The 20,878-nt window shown below is 68.6% G+C and carries 15 protein-coding genes; 4 read left to right on the top strand and 11 right to left on the bottom strand.

Annotated elements, in window-relative coordinates; genetic code table 11:
• Nucleotides 1–58 precede the first annotated feature (58 nt).
• Complete coding sequence (locus ACJ8AT_RS20060) at nt 59–4,024, top strand: serine/threonine-protein kinase PknK (RefSeq protein ID WP_407739376.1); 3,966 nt, start codon at nt 59–61, stop codon at nt 4,022–4,024.
• 48 nt (nt 4,025–4,072) lie between these two features.
• Here the strand turns inward: ACJ8AT_RS20060 and ACJ8AT_RS20055 are convergent, their stop codons facing one another.
• From ACJ8AT_RS20055 to rimP, 11 genes are all read right to left on the bottom strand, one after another.
• Nucleotides 4,073–7,255, bottom strand: a complete 3,183-nt coding sequence (locus ACJ8AT_RS20055; RefSeq protein ID WP_407739375.1) for a protein kinase domain-containing protein — start codon at nt 7,253–7,255, stop codon at nt 4,073–4,075.
• A gap of 120 nt (nt 7,256–7,375) precedes the next feature.
• On the bottom strand, nt 7,376–9,544 hold the full coding sequence (gene pnp, locus ACJ8AT_RS20050) for a polyribonucleotide nucleotidyltransferase (protein WP_407739374.1): 2,169 nt from the start codon (nt 9,542–9,544) through the stop codon (nt 7,376–7,378).
• Between the two features lie 375 nt (nt 9,545–9,919).
• Nucleotides 9,920–10,189: a 30S ribosomal protein S15 gene (rpsO, locus tag ACJ8AT_RS20045; RefSeq protein ID WP_224245426.1), complete on the bottom strand. Its 270-nt coding sequence runs from the start codon at nt 10,187–10,189 to the stop codon at nt 9,920–9,922.
• 127 nt (nt 10,190–10,316) lie between these two features.
• The gene (locus ACJ8AT_RS20040) at nt 10,317–10,643 is read right to left on the bottom strand and encodes a hypothetical protein (RefSeq protein WP_407739373.1); all 327 of its coding nucleotides are present in this window, start codon (nt 10,641–10,643) and stop codon (nt 10,317–10,319) included.
• Between the two features lie 11 nt (nt 10,644–10,654).
• Entirely contained in the window at nt 10,655–11,524 is an 870-nt protein-coding gene (gene truB / locus ACJ8AT_RS20035; RefSeq protein WP_407739372.1) for a tRNA pseudouridine(55) synthase TruB, read from the bottom strand.
• Between the two features lie 34 nt (nt 11,525–11,558).
• Nucleotides 11,559–11,918, bottom strand: a complete 360-nt coding sequence (gene rbfA / locus ACJ8AT_RS20030) for a 30S ribosome-binding factor RbfA (protein WP_407739371.1) — start codon at nt 11,916–11,918, stop codon at nt 11,559–11,561.
• Nucleotides 11,915–12,487 (bottom strand): DUF503 domain-containing protein, encoded by a 573-nt coding sequence (locus ACJ8AT_RS20025; RefSeq protein WP_407739370.1) that lies wholly within the window; start codon nt 12,485–12,487, stop codon nt 11,915–11,917. The genes rbfA and ACJ8AT_RS20025 overlap by 4 nt, the downstream gene beginning before the upstream one ends.
• A 79-nt stretch (nt 12,488–12,566) precedes the next feature.
• A complete protein-coding gene (gene infB, locus ACJ8AT_RS20020; protein WP_407739369.1) occupies nt 12,567–15,743 on the bottom strand; it encodes a translation initiation factor IF-2 in 3,177 nt (1,058 codons plus the stop codon).
• A 101-nt stretch (nt 15,744–15,844) separates the two neighbouring features.
• The gene (locus ACJ8AT_RS20015; protein WP_407739368.1) at nt 15,845–16,150 is read right to left on the bottom strand and encodes a YlxR family protein; all 306 of its coding nucleotides are present in this window, start codon (nt 16,148–16,150) and stop codon (nt 15,845–15,847) included.
• A gap of 20 nt (nt 16,151–16,170) precedes the next feature.
• Nucleotides 16,171–17,868 (bottom strand): transcription termination factor NusA, encoded by a 1,698-nt coding sequence (nusA, locus tag ACJ8AT_RS20010; RefSeq protein ID WP_407739367.1) that lies wholly within the window; start codon nt 17,866–17,868, stop codon nt 16,171–16,173.
• Between the two features lie 60 nt (nt 17,869–17,928).
• Nucleotides 17,929–18,414: a ribosome maturation factor RimP gene (gene rimP / locus ACJ8AT_RS20005; protein WP_407739366.1), complete on the bottom strand. Its 486-nt coding sequence runs from the start codon at nt 18,412–18,414 to the stop codon at nt 17,929–17,931.
• A gap of 210 nt (nt 18,415–18,624) precedes the next feature.
• Between rimP and ACJ8AT_RS20000 the strand changes: the two genes are divergently transcribed.
• From ACJ8AT_RS20000 to ACJ8AT_RS19990, 3 genes are all read left to right on the top strand, one after another.
• Nucleotides 18,625–19,431 (top strand): carbon-nitrogen hydrolase family protein, encoded by an 807-nt coding sequence (locus ACJ8AT_RS20000; protein ID WP_407739365.1) that lies wholly within the window; start codon nt 18,625–18,627, stop codon nt 19,429–19,431.
• A gap of 75 nt (nt 19,432–19,506) precedes the next feature.
• Complete coding sequence (locus ACJ8AT_RS19995; RefSeq protein ID WP_407739364.1) at nt 19,507–19,974, top strand: FecR domain-containing protein; 468 nt, start codon at nt 19,507–19,509, stop codon at nt 19,972–19,974.
• Nucleotides 19,971–20,864, top strand: coding sequence for a LysM peptidoglycan-binding domain-containing protein (locus ACJ8AT_RS19990; protein ID WP_407739363.1), 894 nt, complete (start codon nt 19,971–19,973; stop codon nt 20,862–20,864). Before ACJ8AT_RS19995 ends, ACJ8AT_RS19990 begins: the two co-directional genes overlap by 4 nt.
• Nucleotides 20,865–20,878: the final 14 nt, after the last annotated feature.

The raw sequence follows: 20,878 nt of genomic DNA, 5'->3' as shown, positions 1-20,878 counted from the left end.
GAATGGACACTCTACGGCTCGCGGTCGGCGGGCCGTGTCTGATTCCAGGGAGCAGCGCATGCCACGCTGCCTGACATGCGGACAGCGCTGGGAGGGAGGCCATCTCTTCTGCCTCCAGGGGGCCTCGCCTTCGAGCGAGCCTCCCGCCACGCCCAAGCCCCTGCCTGCGCTGGCCTTCCCCGGCTATGAGCTGGAGCACACGGTGGCCCAGGGCGGCTTCGGCACCCTGCTGGCGGCCCGGCGTCGGCGCGATGGCTTGCGCGTCGCCATCAAGGTGTTGCACCGCGCCCACCCACCGGCTGGGAATGCTTTTACTCTGGAGTTCGAGGCACTGCGGGCCGTCGGCCCTCCCACCGTGCCCGAGGTCTACGAGACGGGCTGGCTGGCCGACGGGCCTCCCTACTTCGTCATGCAGTTCATCCCCCATCCGCTGCTCGCCCAGCGGCTGGCGCAGAAGAATGGTCCGCTGCCCGAGGCGGGCCAGGCCGCGCTCGCCCTGGCGCAGGCGCTCGACACCGTCCATCGTCGTGGCTTCATCCACTGCGATCTCAAGCCGGAGAACATCTTCCTCGACGAAGCGAAGGGGGCGCTGGGGCTCTTCGATTTCGGCCTGGCACGGCCGTTGTCCCCGAGCCCTCCCGAGGCGGATTCCGCGCGAGGGCTCGCCCAGGCCGGCACCGCCGAGTACATGGCTCCCGAGCAGTGCGCCGGTGAGGAGGACCTGGACGAGCGCACGGATGTGTACGCGCTGGGCGTCATCCTCTACGAGATGCTCACCGGCCGGACTCCCTTCTTCGGTGCCGCGGCGGATGTCCGTCAGGCCCACCTCTCTCGCCGTCCCCCGCGCCCCTCGGAGCTGGCGCCCGTGTCCGCCACCCTCGAGGAGGTGGTGCTGCGCTGCCTGGCCAAGGAGCGCTCCCGCCGCTACGCCTCCGCCCAGGAGCTGGCCGCCGCGCTGCGGTACGCGCTCGAGCACCCCTCCGCGGCACCCTCGCATGCCTCGGGCGCGCCGGCTCGCCCTGCCGCCTCGCAGCACCGCTCCGTGGCCCTGCTCTTCCTGCGCTCGGGCGCCAATCCCCTCGCGGTGCAGAAGGCGCTGGCGCGGAGCGGAGGACAGCTCGCCTTCCGCGACGGGACCCGCTTCGCCGCCGTCTTCGATCCGGAAGCGGAGGCCAATCCCCTCCAGCGCGCCCACCTGTGCGCCGAGCACCTGTGCGCCGAGGGCGTGGCCGCCAACGCCCTGGTGGACGTGGCCTTGGTGAGGGTGCAGCGCCGCCCCCAGGGGCCCCCGCGCTACCTCACGCCGCTGTTCTCCCAGTGGGAGCGCTACCCCACGGAGGAGGATCCTCCCACCCTGCTGCTGACAACGGTGGCACTGGAGGGCCTCCCGGAGCTGAAGTGCGTGCCCATCCCCGAGCGCCAGGGCCTCTTCCGCCGGGCCCTGCCCGAAGCGGCCCGCGAGGACACCAGCGTGGTGCAGCTGGCCAACGGCGTACTGGTGGGCCGCCAGGGAGAGCTGGCGGAGTTGGTGCAGAGCGCTCGGGGGGCAGTGCATGGGCGGGCCCCGACGCTCGCCTCCGTGCTGGGAGACAGAGGCCAGGGCAAGAGCCACCTGGCCACGGCGCTCGTCCACCTCCTCCGAGAGCAGGAACCCGAGGCCCGGGTGGTCTCGCTGCGCGCGCGGGAGCCCGTGCAGGGCGATCCCGAGAGCACCCTGCGCCTGCTGCTGCACGAGGTGCTGGGGGAGTGCGCCGCCCAGCCGGAGGGAGATGGGAGCGCCTGCCGCACGCGGTGCGAGGAGCTGCTGGGAGCGCCTCTGGCGCAGGAGCTGTGGCCCTCGGTGTCCTTCTACCTGGGGTGGCGAGCCTCCGCCGACCTGCGAAGCCTGGCCGCCGCGCCGGGCGCCCTGCGCTCGCTGGCGGTGCGTGCCACGGGTGAGCTGCTGGCCGCCACTGCCCGTGTCCGCCCCCTCCTGTTCCTGCTGGATGACGCTCACTTCGCCGAGGACGTGGCCCTGGATGCGCTCGAGTACGCCACCCGCGCCGAGTCCGAGCTGCCCCTGTGGATCTGCGTGCTAGCCCGCCCCGGCTTCGAGCGCAGCCGGCCTCGCTGGGCCACGCGCGCCGCCCGCCGCACCACCTTGAGCCTGGGCCCCCTGCCCTTGCCAGAGGCCATGGAGCTCTGCCGCACCGGGCTGCGCCCCGCCGAGAACGTGCCCGCCGAGGCCCTGGAGCAGCTGGCCGAGCGCGCCCAGCGCACGCCCCTCTTCATCGTGGAGCTGGTGCGCGGCCTCAAGCGCCAGGGCATGGTGCGTCAGCGCTCGGGCGGGAGCTGGTACCTGGCCACCGACGAGCTGGACCGGATGCCGGAGCTCCGGCTGGTGGAGTGGCTGGCCCAGCACGAGCTGGGAGCCCTGCCCGCGGAGCTCGTCTCCCACGCCCGCCTGTGCGCAGTGCTCGGCGGTGACTTCACCCTCGGCGAGGTGGAGGGCGTGGTGAGCGCGCTGGAGCGCGAGGATGGGGCAGCCGACTTTCCCTTGGATGCACGCCACGCCACCCGCCGGCTGGTAGAGCTGGGGCCCTTGGTGGACCATCCCCAAGAGGGCCTGCGCTTCCGCAACGAGCTGATCCGCCAAGAAGTGGCCCGCTCCCTCCCCGAGACGCAGCGCTGGCGCCTCCACCACGCGGCCCACCTCTTCTACATGGAGGCCAGCGCCCGCGAATCGCGCTTCCTTCCCCGGCTTGCCTTCCACGCGGCCTGCGCGGGCCTGCACTCGGAGGCTGCCTCGCTCTACATCGATCTGGCCGAGTCGGCCCGCGGCCGTCACGCCTACCTGGAGGCGGAGGCCACCTACAGCCGGGCCCTGGAGCTGCTGCCGCAGACCGCCGACTCCCGCTGCCTCACCGCGCTCCGGGGCCGCGGGCTGATGCGCTACCGCGTGGGCCGCTACGAGGACTCGCTGGCGGACCTGGCCCGCGCCCGGCAGATGGCGCGGGAGCTCGGCAACACGCGCGAGGAGATCGAGGTGATGCTGGACGAGGCCACGGCCTTCGACTGGAGCAACGACTGGGTGCGCTCCGAGGAGCGCGTCCTCCAGGCGATGGCCTTGGCTACCACCTCGATGCAGGACTCGCGCATGCTGCAGGTGCGGCTGCTGCTGGGCATGGGCCGCGCGCAGTGGCGCCTGGGCCAGTGGGAGAACGCTCGGGGTCTGCTGGCAGCCGCCTCGGAGCAGGCGCGCGATCTGGGAGATGCCGGCTACGAGTCGCGCATCGTCTGCCTGATACTGCTGGGCTTCATCCTCCCCAACCTGGGCCGCATCGACGACGCCCAGCGGGTGCTGGAGGAGTGCATCACCGCGTGCACCGAGCGCGGAGACAGGCTGCACCTGGGCGCCGCCATCAACAACCGCCGCAACCTCTGGGTGGCGCTCGACAACCTTCCACGGGCACTGGAAGACCAGCACCGCTTCAAGCAGCTGGGCCGCGAGCTGGGCATGGTGGGCTGGGAGTACTTCGCCGAGCACAACCTGGGAGAGCTGCACTACCAGGCAGGAGACACCCGGACGGCCATGGCCCACATCGCCCGAGCGATGGAGCTGGAGCGGCACCACCCGGAGGTGGCACCGCGGCCCTGGGGGCTGCTGCTCTACGCGCGGGTGCTGGCCTACGAGGGCAAGGAAGTACCAGCTCGACACGCCCTGGACACCATCCGCCAGGTGCTGGCGGAGCGCCCGGGAGCGGAGTGGAGCCCCTCCGAGTCCGTCCTCCTGTCGTTGGTAGAGCTGACCACCCGCCCGGCATCGGCCGAGGAGTGGCAGGCGCTGCAAGCACGCTCGGACAAGTGCTCCGTGGAGCAGGAGCCGCTGGAGGTGCTGGAGGTGCTGGCCCTCGCGCGGCTCAAGAGGGGCGAGCGCCAGGAAGCCGTGCGGCTGCTGGAAGAGGCGCTGCGGCGCGCGGAGCACACTCCCACCATCATGCGCCCACGGCTGCGCCACAGCCTGCGGCAGGCGCTCGGCACGTAGCGGGCGGAAGCGCCAGTGCCCGGCGGTACATTCCCTGCCGTGCCGATCTCACCGCCGCGTGGCCGCTTCGGCCCTTCTGGCGATGGTCATATACCCAAGTTGGTTCGCGTCCCCCGCGATGGCCAGGTAGGTGGCTTGGAGCGATACCTCTCCCACTGTTTCCTCAAGCTCCGCCAGCGCGAGCCTTGCCTGGAGCTCAACGCTCTTCAGTCCTCCCTGCCGGGCCCGCGCGAAAAGGGCCTGGAGGTGCCGCGATGTCTCTTCCCGCTCCAGCAACGTTCCACTCCGGCTCAAGCAGCGGGCATAGGTGAGCGCCACTTCCGCCATGATGACGAAGTTCTCACTCTGGCCAGCCAGGCTGCGTGCCTGCACTATCGCTTCGCGGGCCGCGCCGAGGCTCTCTTTCGCCAACAGCGCCTGGGCCATGATTGCTCGCGCCAGCCCCTCCTTGTCAGGGGTACGTGGCTCCGCATAGGCGGCAAGCACCTGCTCCAGCACGCGGAGCGCCTCATCAGGTTTCCCCTCTTCAACAGCCACCCTGGCCAGGCTGAGTTCTGTCTCCGCCGCAAAGGCTTGAAGCCTCCGCCCTCGCCGCAGCAAGAGCGCGCGATCCAAGTGAGCGCGTGCCCGTGACAGCTCACCCTGATCGAAGAAAAGCTGACCCAACTCATACTGTGCCCAGGCTTCCGTGAATTCGTCCCCCACCGCTTCCCGGGCCGCCTGAGCTGCTTGCTCCAGGAGGTGTCGGGCTTCTTCCATCGCGCCCTGATGTCGGCGCACCATGCCGAGCTGGATGCTGTAGTGGGTGACCTCAGGGATCAACTCCAACCGCCGGTAAAGTTCCATCGCCTCGCGGATGAGCCGCAAAGCCTCGGCGAGATCTCCAAGATGGCAGTAGACCCAGGCAGCATTCGCCAGGATGTCCGCCTCGAGCTCCGAGCCCCGAAAGCTCGAGACCCGGCGAATCGCCGTGCCATAGACACTCTCCGCTTCTCTCAGCTTGCCCCGATCCACCAGCGTGATGGCACGCTGGTACATGGCACGCAACGCTCCCCCATGATTTCCGCTCTCAAGGAACAACCGCTCTGCTTCTTCCAAGAGGCTCGCGGCGTGCGTGACATTGCCAAGGTTGCGCAGCGAGCCCGATTGCATCAAGAGCGCGGTAGCTGCGATTCCCCCCTGCCCTGCCTGACGTGCCTTGTCCACCGCGACGGAGGCGTAATGATAGCTCCCAGTGAAGTCCGAGGAGAACGCCTGAGCGTTCGCTGCTGCCAGATCGATACGGGAGTCATTTCCCATGGGCGGAGGCAACCGCCGCAGCGCCTCGACCGTTGCCAAAGCGTCCCGAACCTGTCCCGCGCACACCTGGGCTGACACGAGCGCCACGCCATATTCCACCGTATCGGGGGAGCACTCCAGGAGTTGCTGATAAGCCTCGATGGCCTGAGTCCACTCTGCCTGGGCTTCGTGGTGGCGGGCGCGGACTAAGAGGCGCTCCTCGGGTGGCAAACCCTGGGACAGCTCAAAGGCACGGCGTGCGGCCACCTTCGCGCGCTCCATGAAGGACGAGCGCTGATACGCCGCTGCCAGCGCGGAGTGGGCGAGCGCGAAGGTGGGCTCCCTCTCTGTTACCTGCTCGAGCCACTTCACGGCAGCCGCCACATCATGGGCCCGCAGACAGGCCAATCCCTCAGCGTAGAGCCGTGTGACCTCGGCGCTGGCAGGCATGGTGTGACGAACCTGGTGAACCTCTTCGGAGGTGAGCGGCATCAACCCCAGCCGCTCTCGCAGGGTGGAGCCCACACGGGAGAGGAACGTCAGCAGTTCGCGCTCCGTTCCTACCTCCGTCAGCCGGATGCTCGCTTCGCCCGTCGAGCTGTCCTGCAGGCGCAGGTCCATCCTCAGGGTCGAGGACTCTCCATGCCCAAGGGCGAGATAAGTGCCCGAGAGCACCAGGTCTGCCCCAGAGTGGGCTCGGATTCGCCGCAGAGTGTCCGCGGAAAAGCTCTCACTCTCAGGCAGCGCTAGTTCCCGTCGCATCTGGGCGACTTCCTCCCCGGAGAGCAGGCGCACCTGTCCGCCAGCAGCCAACTCCGCGGACAACATCTCCGCGAACGCCGTGGACATCCACGCTGTCTCCGCGCGGGCCCAGAGGCTGTGAGGCGCAAGCACCGCCACGACCTTTCGTGTCACGGGAACCGGGGCCGGGTTGGCGGGCGCCGCTGGCCCTGGCAGGGGAGGAGCAGCGACGAAGGTGCCGCTCTTCCCCCGGAGCGCGTCGACAACCTCAGAGGCGGTGGCAAAACGCTCCCGAGGACTCTGCGCCAGACAGCGCAGGAGCACCTGGTCCCAATGCGGCTCCAACTCTGGAGCCCACGTCCGAGGAGGAGGTGGTGGCCCTTGGAGCCGTTGAAGGGCGGTGGCCATGACCGTCTCCGCGATGAACGGGAGGCGCCCGGTGGCCATCTCGTAGAGGACTACTCCGAAGGAGTAGATGTCTGAAGCCGGGGAGACGGCCTCACCTCTCACCTGCTCGGGGGCCATGTAGCTGGGAGTTCCGATGAAGCCACCCCGCCAGGACTCCGAGGTGTCTTTCCACGCCATGCCCAAAGCCAGACCAAAATCGGTCACCACCACGCGAGCGTACGTTGAGGATGGACGGGACTGAAGCAGCACCACATTGCTGCTCTTGAAGTCCCGGTGGACAATCTGGGCCTCGTGAGCTGCATCGAGCGCCGAGGCCATCTGCTCTGCCAGTGGCAGGAGCTGAGCTGGCGGTATCCGCCCATTCCGCGCCACGTACTCATGGAGGGTCTCCCCCTCCAGCATCTCCATGGTGAGAAACGTCACGGGCTGGGACTGCCGCCCGAGTTCCAGTTCGCCGCGGTGCTCGCCCAGATCGAACACCCGGCAGACATTCGGATGCGTCACGCGGCGCGCCAGACGCAACTCGTCCTTGAATCGCTTGAGCACATCCGGTCGGGAAGCCAATTCCATACGGATGGTCTTCAGGGCGACGCGTTCGCGTAGAGCGGTATCCTCCACCGCGTACACCTCGCCTTGGCTGCCCTGTGCAACGAAACGTACCACATGGTAGCGCCCGGCGACCATTGCACCGTCCAGAAAGGTCCGGCCCCGCAGGCCGGATTCCTTCCGAGTCTCATTCTCCTCTGCGTCTTCCCGGACGAAGGTACTCGTTGAGAGAGCTTCCTCGCTGGGCGGCCGCTTCATGCCAGGAGCAAACCACCAAAATGCCGGAACTGGCTACCCAGCCGAGTGGCGCCCAGAAACACGAACGCCCTCCCCACCCGGAGGTGGAAGAGGGCGCCGTGGGTGCTACCCGGCCTCGAATCAGGCCTTGGCGTTCGGCTGCGTGGGCGCGGGCGCCCCGTCACCCGTGGTGGGCGCGGCGGCCTGCTGCTGAGCGGCGGCGCGCTCGGCCATGGCCTCCTTGCGCGACAGGCGGATCTTGCCCGTCTTGTCGATGCTGACCACCTTCACCAGCACCTCGTCCCCCTCCTTCAGCACGTCCGACACGCTCTTCACGCGCTTGTCGGACAGCTCGGAGATGTGGATCAGCCCGTCGGTGCCCGGGAACAGCTCCACGAAGGCGCCGAACTCGGCGATCTTCCGCACCGTGCCCGTGTAGATCTTCCCGATCTCCGCCTCGCGCGTGAGCGCCTGGATCATCGCGATCGCCGCCTTCACCGCATCCGAGTTGGCGCTGGCGATGTCCACCCGGCCCGAGTCCTCGATGTTAATCGAGGCGCCCGTGCGCGCGATGATGTCCTTGATGACCTTGCCGCCCGGCCCGATGACGTTCTTGATGTACTCGGGACGGATCTGGATGGTGGTGATGCGCGGGGCGTACTGGCTGATCTCCTTGCGCGCCTCGGGCATCGCCTTGAGCATCTCGCCCAGGATGTGGATGCGGCCCTGACGCGCCTGCTCCAGCGCGCGGCTCATGATCTCCGTGGTCAGCCCGGTGATCTTGATGTCCATCTGGATGGACGTGATGCCCTTGCTGGTGCCGCACACCTTGAAGTCCATGTCGCCCAGGTGGTCCTCGTCACCGAGGATGTCCGAGAGGATGGCGATCTTCTCGCCCTCCTTCACCAGGCCCATGGCGATGCCCGCCACCGGCGCCTTGATGGGCACGCCCGCATCCATCAGCGCCAGGGTGCCGCCGCACACGGAGGCCATGGACGAGGAGCCGTTGGACTCCAGGATGTCCGAGACGATCCGGATGGTGTACGGGAAGCTCTCGCTCTTGGGCGCCATGTTGCGCAGCGCCCGCTCGGCCAGCGCGCCGTGGCCTACCTCGCGGCGGCCCGGGCCGCGCAGCGGCTTGGTCTCGTTCACGCTGAACGGCGGGAAGTTGTAGTGCAGCATGAAGCGCTTGAAGGCCATGCCGCCCAGCAGCTCCAGCCGCTGCTCGTCCTCGCTGGTGCCCAGCGTGGTGACCACCAGCGCCTGCGTCTCGCCACGGGTGAACAGCGCGCTGCCGTGGGTGCGCGGGAGCACGCCCACCTCGCAGGTGATCTTCCGGACCTCCGCGTGCCCACGGGCGCCGATGCGGCCCCCATCCACGGTGATCTGCCGCATGTGCTCGTACTTCAAGTCCTCCACCACGGACTTGGCGTGCTTCTCCACCGTGGGGGTGAAGGCCTCGGCCATCTGCTCCTTGAGCTTGGCGATGGTCTCCTTCTTGGCCTTGCCGAGCGCCTCGTAGCGCGCCGCCTTCTCCTTGATGGTGTAGCCCTTGACGATGCCGTCCCAGGCCAGCTCGCGCACCTTGGCCTTGAGCCCCTCGTCCACCGTGGGCGCCTTCTCGTAGGCGCGCACCTGCTTGTTCAGCTCGCGGCGCAGCTCGTCCTGGATGTCCAGCGCCGGCTGCACGGCCTGCTTGCCGAACTCGAGCGCGGCCACCATGTCCGCCTCGGTCACCTCCTCGGCGCCACCCTCGACCATGACGATGGCCTCGCGGCTCACCGCCATGACCAGGTCGATGTCACTCTGCTCGCGCTGCTTCATGGTGGGGTTGGCCACGAACTTCCCATCCACGCGGCCCACGCGGATGCCCGCGATGGGACCGTTGAACGGGATGTCCGAGACCCACAGCGCCGCCGAGGCGCCCGTAATGCCGTGGATGTCTCCCTCGTTGTCCGGGTCCGCGGAGATGACGCTGGCGATGACCTGCGTCTCGTACGCGTAGCCCTCGGGGAACAGCGGGCGGCAGGAGCGATCCACCAGACGGCTGGCCAGGGTCTCCTTCTCCGTGAGCCGGCCCTCGCGCTTGAAGTAGCTGCCGGGGATGCGGCCGGCCGAGTACAGCTTCTCCTGGTACTCCACCGTCAGCGGGAGGAAGTCGACGTCCTTCTTCTCTCGCGCGCTCACGGCCGTAACGAGCAGCATCGTGTCGCCGTAGCGGACCACGACGGAGCCGTCGGCCTGCTTGGCCATGCGGCCCACTTCAATGCTCAGCTCACTGTCGCCAATCTTGACGCTCTTCTTCAGCATGTCCTTGCCTTTGCTTCCTGAAAGGCCCCTGCCGTGCGCGGCCCCTCCCTCGCCTTTCGAGAGTGGGTCCACGCCCCGGAGGGGGCCCCGGGTGATGAGCGGTCGCCGGGCCTTGGGACAGGCGGAATCGGGCAACCGCGGTCTGACTGCATGGGGCGCCTGGGAGCGCCGGAGGGATCCTGCGAAGTTTTGATCCCTGATCGCGAGGGCCGACTTCCAACCTCAGTCAGCCCCTCCGAACGGAAACCAAAACCTCCGCCTGCACCCGCCCTTGCTCCTACCTCGCCCCGCTTCTTTCCAAACGACACCGACTGAAAACGACACCAACAAACGCGAGGGGCGCTGGTGATTGCCAGCGCCCCGGGTGCTACGGGCCTACTTGCGGATACCGAGGCCCTCGATGAGCTTGCGGTAGCGGGCCGTGTCCTTGGTCTTGAGGTAGTCCAGGAGACGGCGGCGCTGACCGACCAGCTTCAGAAGGCCCCGCCGCGAGTGGTGGTCCTTCTTGTGGGTCTTGAAGTGCTCGGTGAGCATGTTGATGCGCTCGGACAGCAGCGCCACCTGCACCTCGGGGGACCCGGTGTCCGTCTCGTGGGTCCGGAACTTCGTCACGAGCTCCGATTTGCGTTCCTGATGAAGCGACATCGTTCTCTCTCTTCGTCTCTCCCGCTCCGGTGGAACTTCCTGAGAAGCCGCGGTCCGCGGAGGGGTACAGACCGGGCATTGCCCTACTAACAGGCGGGGGGCTTATAAGCTTCACGGACCTACAGGGTCAACCTTCTAGGCCCGGTTGGTTGCTCGCTGGAGGACGGGACAGGGCGAAGACGAACACCTTGTGTCCAGCAGAGAGCGATCCCCGCCCCTGGGCCGGACTCTGAACCGAGCCCGCATCCAGCACGAGGTGCATGTAACGCCCGCCCGGTATGCCCCCATCCCCGGCCAGCAGGCTCCGGGTGCGCGGGTAGAGCCGCAGCAGGGTCTCCACCACATCCCCCATGTCGGCGGTGGAGGGCAGGCCCAGGCTGACCTGGGAGCGCCCCTCGAAGGCGTTGCGGAGCGTCGGGGCCACCACCACGGTGATATCGAAGGCTCTGGCCAAGAACGCCCCTGTCAGGCGAGCACGCGCAGATAGCTCAGCCGGCCCTTCACCACCTCGGCGACGGCCAGCAGCGCCCCGTCCGGCCCGAGCACCCGGATGCGCCCCGGCATGGGCGGGGCCTCCAGCGGCACACCATGGGTAACGCGGGCGGCGTCCGCCGCGCTCACGCGCAGGGAAGGAAGGTGGGCGAGCGCCTCGGAGATGGGCAGCAGCTTGCGCGCCACCACAGCCCGGTCCTGGGCCAGCGTGGGCAGCTCGGCCAGCGGCAGCGCCTGGGCCAGCACGAAAGGCCCGCTCACCGTGCGGCGCAGCGCCTCCAGGTGGGCCCCGCAGCCCAGCGCCCGGCCAATGTCATACGCCAGCGTGCGGACGAAGAAGCCCTTGGAGCAGCGCACCGAGAGCTTCAACCGGTTGGAGGAGAAGTCCCTCAGCGTCAGCTCGTAGACGGTCACCTGACGGCTCGCCCGCTCTATCTCCTCACCAGCCCGAGCCAGCTCGTACAGGCGCTTCCCGGCCACCCTCACCGCCGAGTACATGGGCGGAACCTGCGCGAAGGTGCCTCGGAAGGGCGCGAGCGCCTGCTCCAGCAGCGCGACCGTCAGGGGCGGCACCGGCGCCTCGGCCGTCACCTTGCCCTGAGCGTCCTGGGTGTCCGTCTCCACGCCCAGGTGCACGGTGGCCTCGTAGGCCTTGTCTCCCTCGGTGATGAGGCCCGCCACCTTGGTGCCTTCCCCCAGGCAGATGGGCAGCACGCCCGTCGCCATGGGGTCGAGGGTTCCGGTGTGCCCGGCCTTCTTCACCTTCAGCAGCGCGCGCACCTGCCGCACCACGTCGAAAGAAGTGGGTCCCGAGGGTTTGTCGATGACGAGGACGCCGTCCATGAACGCCTTACATCATGGATGCCGCGGGACGCGGTTACCAGCCCTCCTTCTGGCGGACCTCGCGCAGAAGGCGGTCAATCTTGTCCCCTTCACCCACGGACTCATCGAAGCTGAAGAAGATCTCGGGAGAGACGCGCAGGTTCACGGCGGCCGTCACCTCGCGGCGCACGTAGCCCTTGGCGGCGTCCAACCCCTTCTGCGTCTCCTCACGCTCCTGCTGGGTGCCGAGCATGGAATAGAAGACGCGGGCCACGCGCAGATCCGGAGAGACCTTGACGCCGGTGATGGTGATGTAGCCGATGCGCGGATCCCTCAGCTCGCCGCGGGCGAGGATCTGCCCAATGGCGACCTGGATCTCCTGGCCCACGCGCTCCGGTCGAGAATGCGTACTCATTTCTTCTCCCAATCCCGGGGGTTGCGCAGGTTGCGAGCGCGCGCCCGGGCTTCATCCAGCGTCAACGGGCCCCCACCCGAGGGCGCCGGCTTGCCAACGCTCTCCCGGCCTTCGTGCCGGCGATCCCAGTCCGCCATCCCCTCGGCCTCCGCCATGGAGCGCTCCGCCCGGTTCAAGCTGGCAATCAGCTCCTCGGTGCTCAAGCCCTCCGCTTCTTCTTCCGTCTGCTCGTCGTCAGCCTGGGAGGGGGCGGGCGCCACCTCGTGGGCGAAGAGCTTGTCCCCGAAGGCGAGGATCTCCTTCTCCCGGGTCATCAGCGGGGCGACGTACATCTCCTCCACGAAGTGGATGATCTTCTCCATCTGCTCATCCACGTGGGCGCGCTCGTTGCCCACGACTGCCAGGCCAATGGTGGCCTTCTGCCAGAGATCCTGGTCGGCCACCTCGGCAACCGCGACGTTGAAGCGGGCCTTCACCCGGTCGGTCACCCGGCGGAGGACCTGGCGCTTGGCCTTGAGCGAGCCGCTCTCGTGAATCTGCAGGGTGAGGCGTGCGACACAAACGAACATGAGAGACCCTCAGCCCGGCGGCGGCACATGGGCCAGCCGCCGGGGCCACCGGTGAACAACGCCGAAGGCGACGAGGGGCTTACGTCAGGCTCTGGCGCGTCTCTTCGATTTCGTAGGCCTCGATGATGTCGCCCGGCTTGAGGTCGTTGAAGTTCTCGATGCCGATACCGCACTCGAAGCCCTGAGCCACTTCCTTGACGTCGTCCTTGAAGCGGCGCAGCGACGCCATCTTCCCGGAGAACAGCTGCTTGTTCTCGCGCATGAGGCGGACGAAGGCGCCGCGCTTGATGACGCCGTCCAGCACGGCCGCGCCAGCGATGGTGCCCAGCTTCGGAACGTTGAACGTGTTGCGGACCTCCGCGCGGCCCAGCTTGCGCTCGGTGCGGATGGGCTCCAGCAGCTCCTCCATGGCCGTACGGACACCATCGATGAGCTCGTAGATGATGCTGTAGGTCTGCAGCGCCACCTGCTGAGCCTTGGCCGCGGACTCCGCGCCGGACTCCGGCTTCACGTTGAAGCCCACCACCAGCCCCTTGGAGGCGGCCGCGCGCATGACGTCCGACTCGGTGATGGCGCCCACGCCGGTGTCGATGATCTCCACCCGCACCTTCGGGCCGGTCAGCTTGGTCAGGGCCTGCTTGACGGCCTCGGCCGAGCCCTGCACGTCCGCCTTGATGACGACGCGCAGCTCCTTGGGGCCTCCGCCCGCCTTGGTCTTGGCGAAGAGCTGATCCAGCGTCTCGCGGCTGACCTTGCTGAGCTCGGTCTGACGCTCCTTCATGGCGCGGTGGTCGCCGATCTGCTTGGCCGCCTTCTCGTCCGCCACCACGTTGATGGCGTCACCCGCGGTGGGCACGCCCGACAGGCCAATGACCTCGGCGCAGTAGCCGGGCAGCACTTCCTTGACCATCTCGCCACGGCTGTTGTTCATGGCGCGCACGCGGCCGTAGTGCGTGCCGGTGACGATGGCGTCGCCCAGCTTGAGCGTGCCCTCCTGCACCAGCACGGTGGCCACGGGGCCGCGGCCGCGATCCAGCTTGGCCTCGATGATGGCGCCCACCGCCGGACGGCTGGGGTTGGAGGTCAGCTCGAGCACCTCGGCCTGGAGGACCACGTTCTCCAAGAGCAGGTCCAGGCCCATCTTCTGCTTGGCCGAGACGGGCACCATGATGGTGTCGCCGCCCCACTCCTCGGGGGTCAGCTCGTGGTTGGCCAGATCCTTCTTCACGCGGTCCGGGTTGGCGCCCGGCACGTCCATCTTGTTGATGGCGACGACAATGGGCACCTCGGCGGCCTTGGCGTGCTTGATGGCCTCGACCGTCTGCGGCATCACGCCGTCATCCGCGGCGACCACCAGGATGACGATGTCCGTCACGTTGGCGCCGCGGGCGCGCATGGACGTGAAGGCCTCGTGGCCCGGCGTGTCCAGGAAGGTGATGTCGCCGCGCGCCGTGGTGACGCTGTAGGCGCCGATGTGCTGGGTGATGCCGCCGGCCTCACCCGAGGCCACGTTGGCGGCGCGGATGGCGTCCAGCAGGCTCGTCTTGCCGTGGTCGACGTGGCCCATGACCGTGACGACCGGCGGACGGGTGCGCTCGTCCTCGGGCTTGGCCTCCAGCTCGGGCAGGTAGTCTTCGACCTCGAAGCCCACCCGGTCCACCTTCCAGCCGTAGTCGGTGGCGATGAGCTCCGCCGTGTCGGCGTCGACCATCTGGTTGGCGGTGGCCATCTTCCCCAGCCCCATCAGCTTCTTGATGATGTCCGAGGTGCGGATACCCATGCGCTGCCCCAGGTCGGACACGCTGATGCCCTCCTGGAGCTTGATGACCTTCTTCTCCTCGGCCATCTGGGTGATCTGCGTCTTCGCGCCCTTCTTCGTGGGCTTCTTCTTCTTGCCCCGGATGGGGATGTTGACGCGGCCCCAGACGAGATCCGACAGCTCCTGCTTGGAGACGGCGGTCTCGGCGGCCCCGCCACGCTTGCGCGGTGCCTTGTCCTTGTTCTTCGAGACGTCGACCAGCTCGCGGCCCCGCCCGGCGTGATCCGGGACGACCCTGAACTCGCGCACCTCGCCAATGGCCTTCTTGCCCGGCGCCATCGGGTACTGCTTCTGCTGCGTGGTGGTCGGCGTGACGCGGCGGACCTGGATCAGCGGGCGCGAGATGACGACGGCCTGCGTCGCCGTGGGGCGCATCTGACGCCCCTCCTGCTGCGAGGAAGCGTGAGGCACCCCTCCCACCATGGTGACGTTCTGCCCCGGCTGGGCCGAGGCCTGAGCCCCTCCGGCAGGCGAGGTGGGACGCACCGGACCCGAGCCCGGACCCATGGAACGGCCTTGACCGCCCGGACCCCCGGGACGGCCTTGACCGCCTGGACCCCCAGGACGGCCTTGACCGCCCGGGCCACCGGGACGGCCACCAGGACCCATGGGACGGCCACCCTGCGGCCCCCCGGGACGGCCAGACATGCCTCCCGGAGGAGGCCTGGAGATGACGGTCGCCTGCGTACCGGGCGTCCGGACTGTCGGAGGAACCGACGTGCGCGGCGGAGTCGAGGGCAAGTGAGACCTCTCCTGCGTAGGGAAGCGCTGCGGAGGAGCCGCCGGCGGCTGGGCGGCCTGGGGAACAGCCGGGGCCTCGGGACGCGCGGGAGCGGCCCTCGGAGCCTCGGCGGCAGCGGCAGGCTGCTCGGGCTGGGCAACCTGAGGCGCCTCGGCGGCGGCGGCGGGCTGCTCGGGCTGGGCAGCCTTCGGAGCCTCGGCGGCAGCGGCGGGCTGCTCGGACTGGGCAGCCCTCGGAGCCTCGGCGGCGGCGGCGGGCTGCTCGTGCTGGGCAACCTGAGGCGCCTCGGCGGTAGCGGCAGGCTGCTCGTGCTGGGCAGCCTGAGGCGCCTCGGCGGCGGCAGGCTGCTCGTACTGAGCGGCCTGAGGCGCCTCATGGGACTCAGTCTGAGCGGCGTGGGCCTCGGCGGCGTGCTGCGCCTCGTGGGTCCCATCGCCGGACGGGCCCGAGGGCGGGCCGACCTTGCGGCGCACCACGAAGCCCTTGGCCGTTACCGGCGCCGCGGCCTGCTTCGGCTTGCGCTTGTCCAGGATCTTCTGGACCGCGGCGGTAGCCTGATCGTCATCGAGCGAAGACGAGTGGCTCTTGACGTCATACCCGAGCGCCGCCAGCTCGGTGACGACCTCTTTGTTATCGAGCTCAATGCCGTGGCCCTTGAGCTCTTTCGCGATTTCGTGAACGCGCTTCTTCGACATACGTTGCTTGGCCTTCTGCTCCGCCTACTTCCGAGGGCGCAGCACCCTAATCCAAAAATGTCCGCGAATGGTCCTTAACACCCACTCCCCCACCCGACCGCTCATGGCCCCGAGCCAGACTCCCACGCCTGCCCGAGCCTCAACGGGTCAACCTTGCCCGCCTTTCCGCGGAAGGCTCGCCCGAAGGCCTTCCGTTTGAGCGCCGCCGCCAGACATCCGGCACCGCAGAGGTAGGCGCCACGTCCGGGCAACCTCCTCTCTCTGTCCACCACCACCTCGCCCCCCGGGTCCAGAGCGACCCGCGTCAACTCCCCTTGGGCCTTGCGGGCCCCACAGCCGACACAGCTGCGAACGGGCCCGTCGGGGAGCGGGCCCTGCGGCGAACCGGAATGGGACTTCGGGCTCATCCCCCCTCCGGTCCTCTAGCTTACGGCGACTTGGCGACTTCCGCGCTCCCTGTCGCGGAAGGAGGCGGCATGCCGCGCTCGGCGTTCAGCTCGGCCCGGAGCTTGGCCTCCTCCACCAGATAATTCTCGGCCGCGCTCTTGAGCTGGCGCGCCTTCTTGATTCCGACGCCCGGCACGTCGCCGAGTTTCTGCAGATCCTTCTCGTTGGCGATGTCCTCCACGGTCTTGTAGCCGGTGGACATGAGGGCCTCGATGGTCTTCTCGCCCAGGCCCCTCACGCGAGCCATGCGCTCGGCCTGACTGAGCTCGTCCGGGTGGCGGCGGGCCTCGGCGATGCGCGCCTGCTCGCGCTCATGGTCCATGCGCGACAGCTCGGCCGCGTCATCCACCATCTGCTTGCGCGCGGCCTCCTGCATCGCGGGGATGCGGGAAGGATCCAGGCCGGGGATCTGCGCGAGCACCTCGGGGCTGGCCTCGGCCACGTCCTTGGCCTGACGGAAGCCGTGGGCGTAGAGCGTCTCGATCAGCATCTCGTTGACGCCCGGCAGCGCCCCGAGCGAGCGGTTGGCGAACTCGCGCATCTCGCGCACGCGGCTCTCGCTGTTGATGTCCAGCTTCCAGCCCGTGAGCTGGGCCGCCAGGCGCACGTTCTGCCCGCGCCGGCCGATGGCCAGGGAGAGCTGGTCGTCCGGGACGATCAGCTCCATGGCGTGGTTGGCCTCGTCGATGATGACGCGGCTGACCTCGGCGGGCGCCAGCGCGGCGCACACGAAGCGAGCGGGGTCCTCGTCGTAGGGGACGATGTCGATCTTCTCGCCGCGCAGCTCCTGCACCACCGCCTGCACGCGGCTGCCCTTCATGCCCACGCACGCGCCCACCGGATCCACGTCCGAGTCCCGGCTGCTGACGGCGATCTTCGCCCGGCCGCCAGGCTCACGAGCCGCCGCCTCGATGACGACGATGCCCTCGGCGATCTCGGGCACCTCCATCTCGAACAGCTTGGTCAGCAGGTTCACCGAGGCGCGGCTCAGGACGATCTGAGGACCCTTGGACTCGCGCAGCACGTCCAGCACGTAGGCCTGGACGCGGTCGCCCGGGCGGTAGGTCTCCCGGGGGACCTGCTCGCGCACCGGCAGCACCGCCTCGGCGCGGCCCAGGTCCACGATGATGTTGCCGCGCTCGAACCGGCGGGCGATGCCCGTGACGATCTCGTTCTTGCGGTCCTTGTACTCGTTGAAGACGTTCTCGCGCTCCGCGTCCCGGGTGCGCTGAAGGATGACCTGCTTGGCCGTCTGGGCGGCGATGCGGCCGAAGCCGCGGCGGAACGTCTTCAGCCGGAGGATGTCCCCGTACTGATCGTCCTGCGCCTTGGCCTCGGCGGCGTCCTCGTCCCGGTAGAAGATCTGGAACACCAGCTCGTCCCCGGCCTCCACCTCCATGCCCTTCCTGCGGGCCTCGGCCATGAGGATCTGGTTCACGGCCTGGACCGGGTCGGTGATCTCGTCCACCACGACGATGGCCTGGAACAGCTCGACCACGCCCTTCTCCGGGTCATACTTGGCCTCGAGGTTGCGGTCCTGGCCGAAGTGCTTCTTGGCCGCGGTCTTCATCGCGTCCTCGAGGGTCGCGATCAGCACACCCCGCTCGATGCCCTTGTCCTTGGCCACCTGGTCGAGGACGAGGTTCAGATTGATGTTGGGGTTGGCTTGAGTAGGCATGGTCTTCTCCGAAAGGGTCCACGGGCCCGCCGCTCGAGGGCGGGCCCTGTATGTCGACGTCTAGAACTCGAACTCCAGGTTGGCCTTGGCGATGTCCCTGAAGGGGATGCGGAAGTTGCCCGCTCCCTCCACCTCGACCGCGATCTCCTCGCCTGCCACCTCGGTGAGCGTGCCAGTGAAGTTCTTGCGGGGCGGGTCGCCGATGGGGCCGTAGGTCTTCACTTTGACCTTCTGCCCCTTCACCCGCTCGTAGTGAGCCCGCTTCTTCAACGGGCGGTTCACCCCGGGGCTGGACACCTCGAGGTTGTACTCGTGGGGGATGAAGTCCTCCACGTCCAGCGCCGGATCCACCGCCCGGGACACCTGGGAGCACTCATCCAGGCCCACCCGGCCCCCCGGCTTGTCGATGAACAGGCGGAGCACCCACCCTTCACGCTCGCGGACGAACTCGAGGTCGACGAGCTCGAGGCCTTCGCCCGCAACGATGGGATCGAGCAGGCTCATCGCCTTCTCCTCCACCGTCTGCTTGAAGTTGCTCTCCACCATACGAACGAAACCTTGGCTCCAAAAAAAGAAAAGCGGGCACCAAGGCCCACTTTTCGAGAAACGACCTTCGAAAAATGTCGGGCGGGTCCCCTAGCACACGGCCAGACGGGGTGTAAAGGATGACGCACCCGGCCCAGCGCTGAAACAGAGCAGGTAAGGACAATGATTCCCGAGAGTTCCGCGCCTCGGGCAACGCGTTATAACGCCCCCATGCACCTCATTGCTGCCGCTCAGATGGTGTCCACGGAGGACAAGGCTCACAACCTGGATGCCGCTACCCGGCTCGTCCGGCAGGCGGCCGGGCTGGGGGCTCGCCTGGTGGGCCTGCCCGAGAACTTCTCCTGGATGGGCTCGGAGGCCGAGCGCCCCAGCGCCGCCGAATCCCTGGAAGGCCCCACGCTCGCCCGCATGGCCCAGCTGGCGCGCGAGCTGCGCATCACCCTCCTGGCCGGCTCCATCCTGGAGGCCGGCGCCCCGGGCGGCCGTCTCTACAACACCAGCGTCCTCTTCGGGCCGCAGGGCGAGCGCCTGGCCGTCTACCGGAAGATGCACCTGTTCGACGTGGATGTGGGGGACGGTGCCACCTACCACGAGTCCGCGGCGGTGGCCCCTGGCACGGAGGTGGTGGCGGCCGAGACGGAGCTGGGCCGGCTGGGGCTCTCCGTCTGCTATGACTTGCGCTTCCCCGAGCTGTACCGGCGCCTCTCCAAGGAGGGGGCCACGCTGCTGGCCGTCCCCGCCGCCTTCACGCTGATGACGGGCAAGGACCACTGGGAGGTGCTGCTGCGCGCCCGGGCCATCGAGAACCAGTGCTACCTGTTTGCCCCCGCACAGGGCGGGCGTCACTCGGACAAGCGCATCACCTATGGGCACGCGATGGTGGTAGACCCCTGGGGGCTCGTCACCGCGAGAGCCTCCGAGGGCGAGGGACTGGCCATCGCCCCCGTGGATCCGGCGCTGCTGGCTCGGATCCGTCGCAACCTGCCCTGCCTCCAGCACCGTCGCCTGCTGGACTAGCAGGTACCCTGTGGCCCTCCCCCGTGCGAGGGGGCCAGTTCCCCGGCTAGACTGCACATCCTGGAAACCTCACTTGTGAACGGACGCTGGACCTACATGCTCCTCGCCCTCGCGCTCCCGGCCATGCCCATCGGCTGTACCGCCGATGAGAAGCCGGCTGCGCCTGCCCCGCCCCCCGCTCGTGCGCCAGAGCCTCGCGCCCACCTCAAGGAGGTGCGCGGCGATGTGAAGCTCAAGCGCGCCACCGGCGACGAGTGGCTCCCCGCTCGCGAGGGGATGGGGCTCTTCGAGAATGACAAGGTACGCACGGCCTCGGGCGCGAGCGCTCGAGTCCTCTTCCCCAACGGGAGCCTGGTGAACATGGGCGAGGAGGCGCTGATCGGCATCGCCGAGACACGGCCCCGCCCCGGCCAGGAGCGTACGGATCTGACCGTGCTCAAGGGCCAGGTGGACGCGGCGCTGGAGACTCCCACCACCCAGTCGCTGTCGGTGTCCACGCCCGCTGCCACCATCCAGGCCGGAAGGGAGATCGTGTTCCGATGAGAAGTGCCCTCTTCCTCCTTGTCTGGCTCGCCGCCACTCCCTCGGAGCGGGAAGTGGTCGTCCAGGAGCGCGAGTCCCTGGCCCAGGTCGCCCAGCGCACGCTCGGAGATCCCCAGGGCGCCAGCGAGCTGAAGGCGCTCAACGGGCTGACCTCGGACGCCGTGCCCGCAGGCACCACGCTGAAGCTGCCGTCCGAGGCGGACCGCAGCAAGGCCATGAGCGCGCTGGCGGCGGCTCGCAACGCGGTGGCCCAGGCGGATCGCAACGCCGCTCGGCGCGAGGAGGCCTCCGCCAAGCTCAAGGAGGCCGAGGCCCACTTCGCCTCCGCCGACTATGACTCCGCCGCGAAGACGGCCGACAGCGCCTGGGCGCTGCTGTCCCCGGGCGCGGGCCAGCCCTCCACCTTCCGGGTGAAGGTGGACGAGGGCGGGGACACCACGGTGTCCGTGCAGACGGGGCCGCCGGTGCGGGTGCGCTCCGAGAACAAGACCCAGCCGGTGAACTCCGGCCAGATCATGAAGGTGGCGAAGGGCCAGCCACCCCCGGTCCCCGAGGCGATCCTCGCGCCGCCCCAGCCCCGCACCCCCAACGACGGCTCTCACTTCAAGTTCGTGCCCGTGAAGGGGCAGTTGGGGCCGGTGACGTTGACGTGGAGCGCCGTCACGGGAGCCAAGGAGTATCTGGTGGAGGTGCAGCCCTCGGAGGGCACACCCCTGCGCCACACCGTCAGCGCCACGCAGTGGCAGTTGCCGCCGCTGGCCGCCGGCCGTTATCGCTGGACAGTCCGAGCGCTGAACGGCAGTCAGCAATCCAACGCATCCGCTGAGCACCTCTTCGAGCTCGCCGAGGATCAGGTGAAGCTCCAAGTGGGCAAGCCCACCTGGCAGTAGCATCGGGGACGAGA

Origin of the sequence: Hyalangium sp. (assembly GCF_045802625.1) — a bacterium.
Classification (GTDB): domain Bacteria; phylum Myxococcota; class Myxococcia; order Myxococcales; family Myxococcaceae; genus Hyalangium.
The sequence above is the reverse complement of the archived record's forward strand: the minus strand, read 5'-3'. Positions and strand labels throughout refer to the sequence as shown.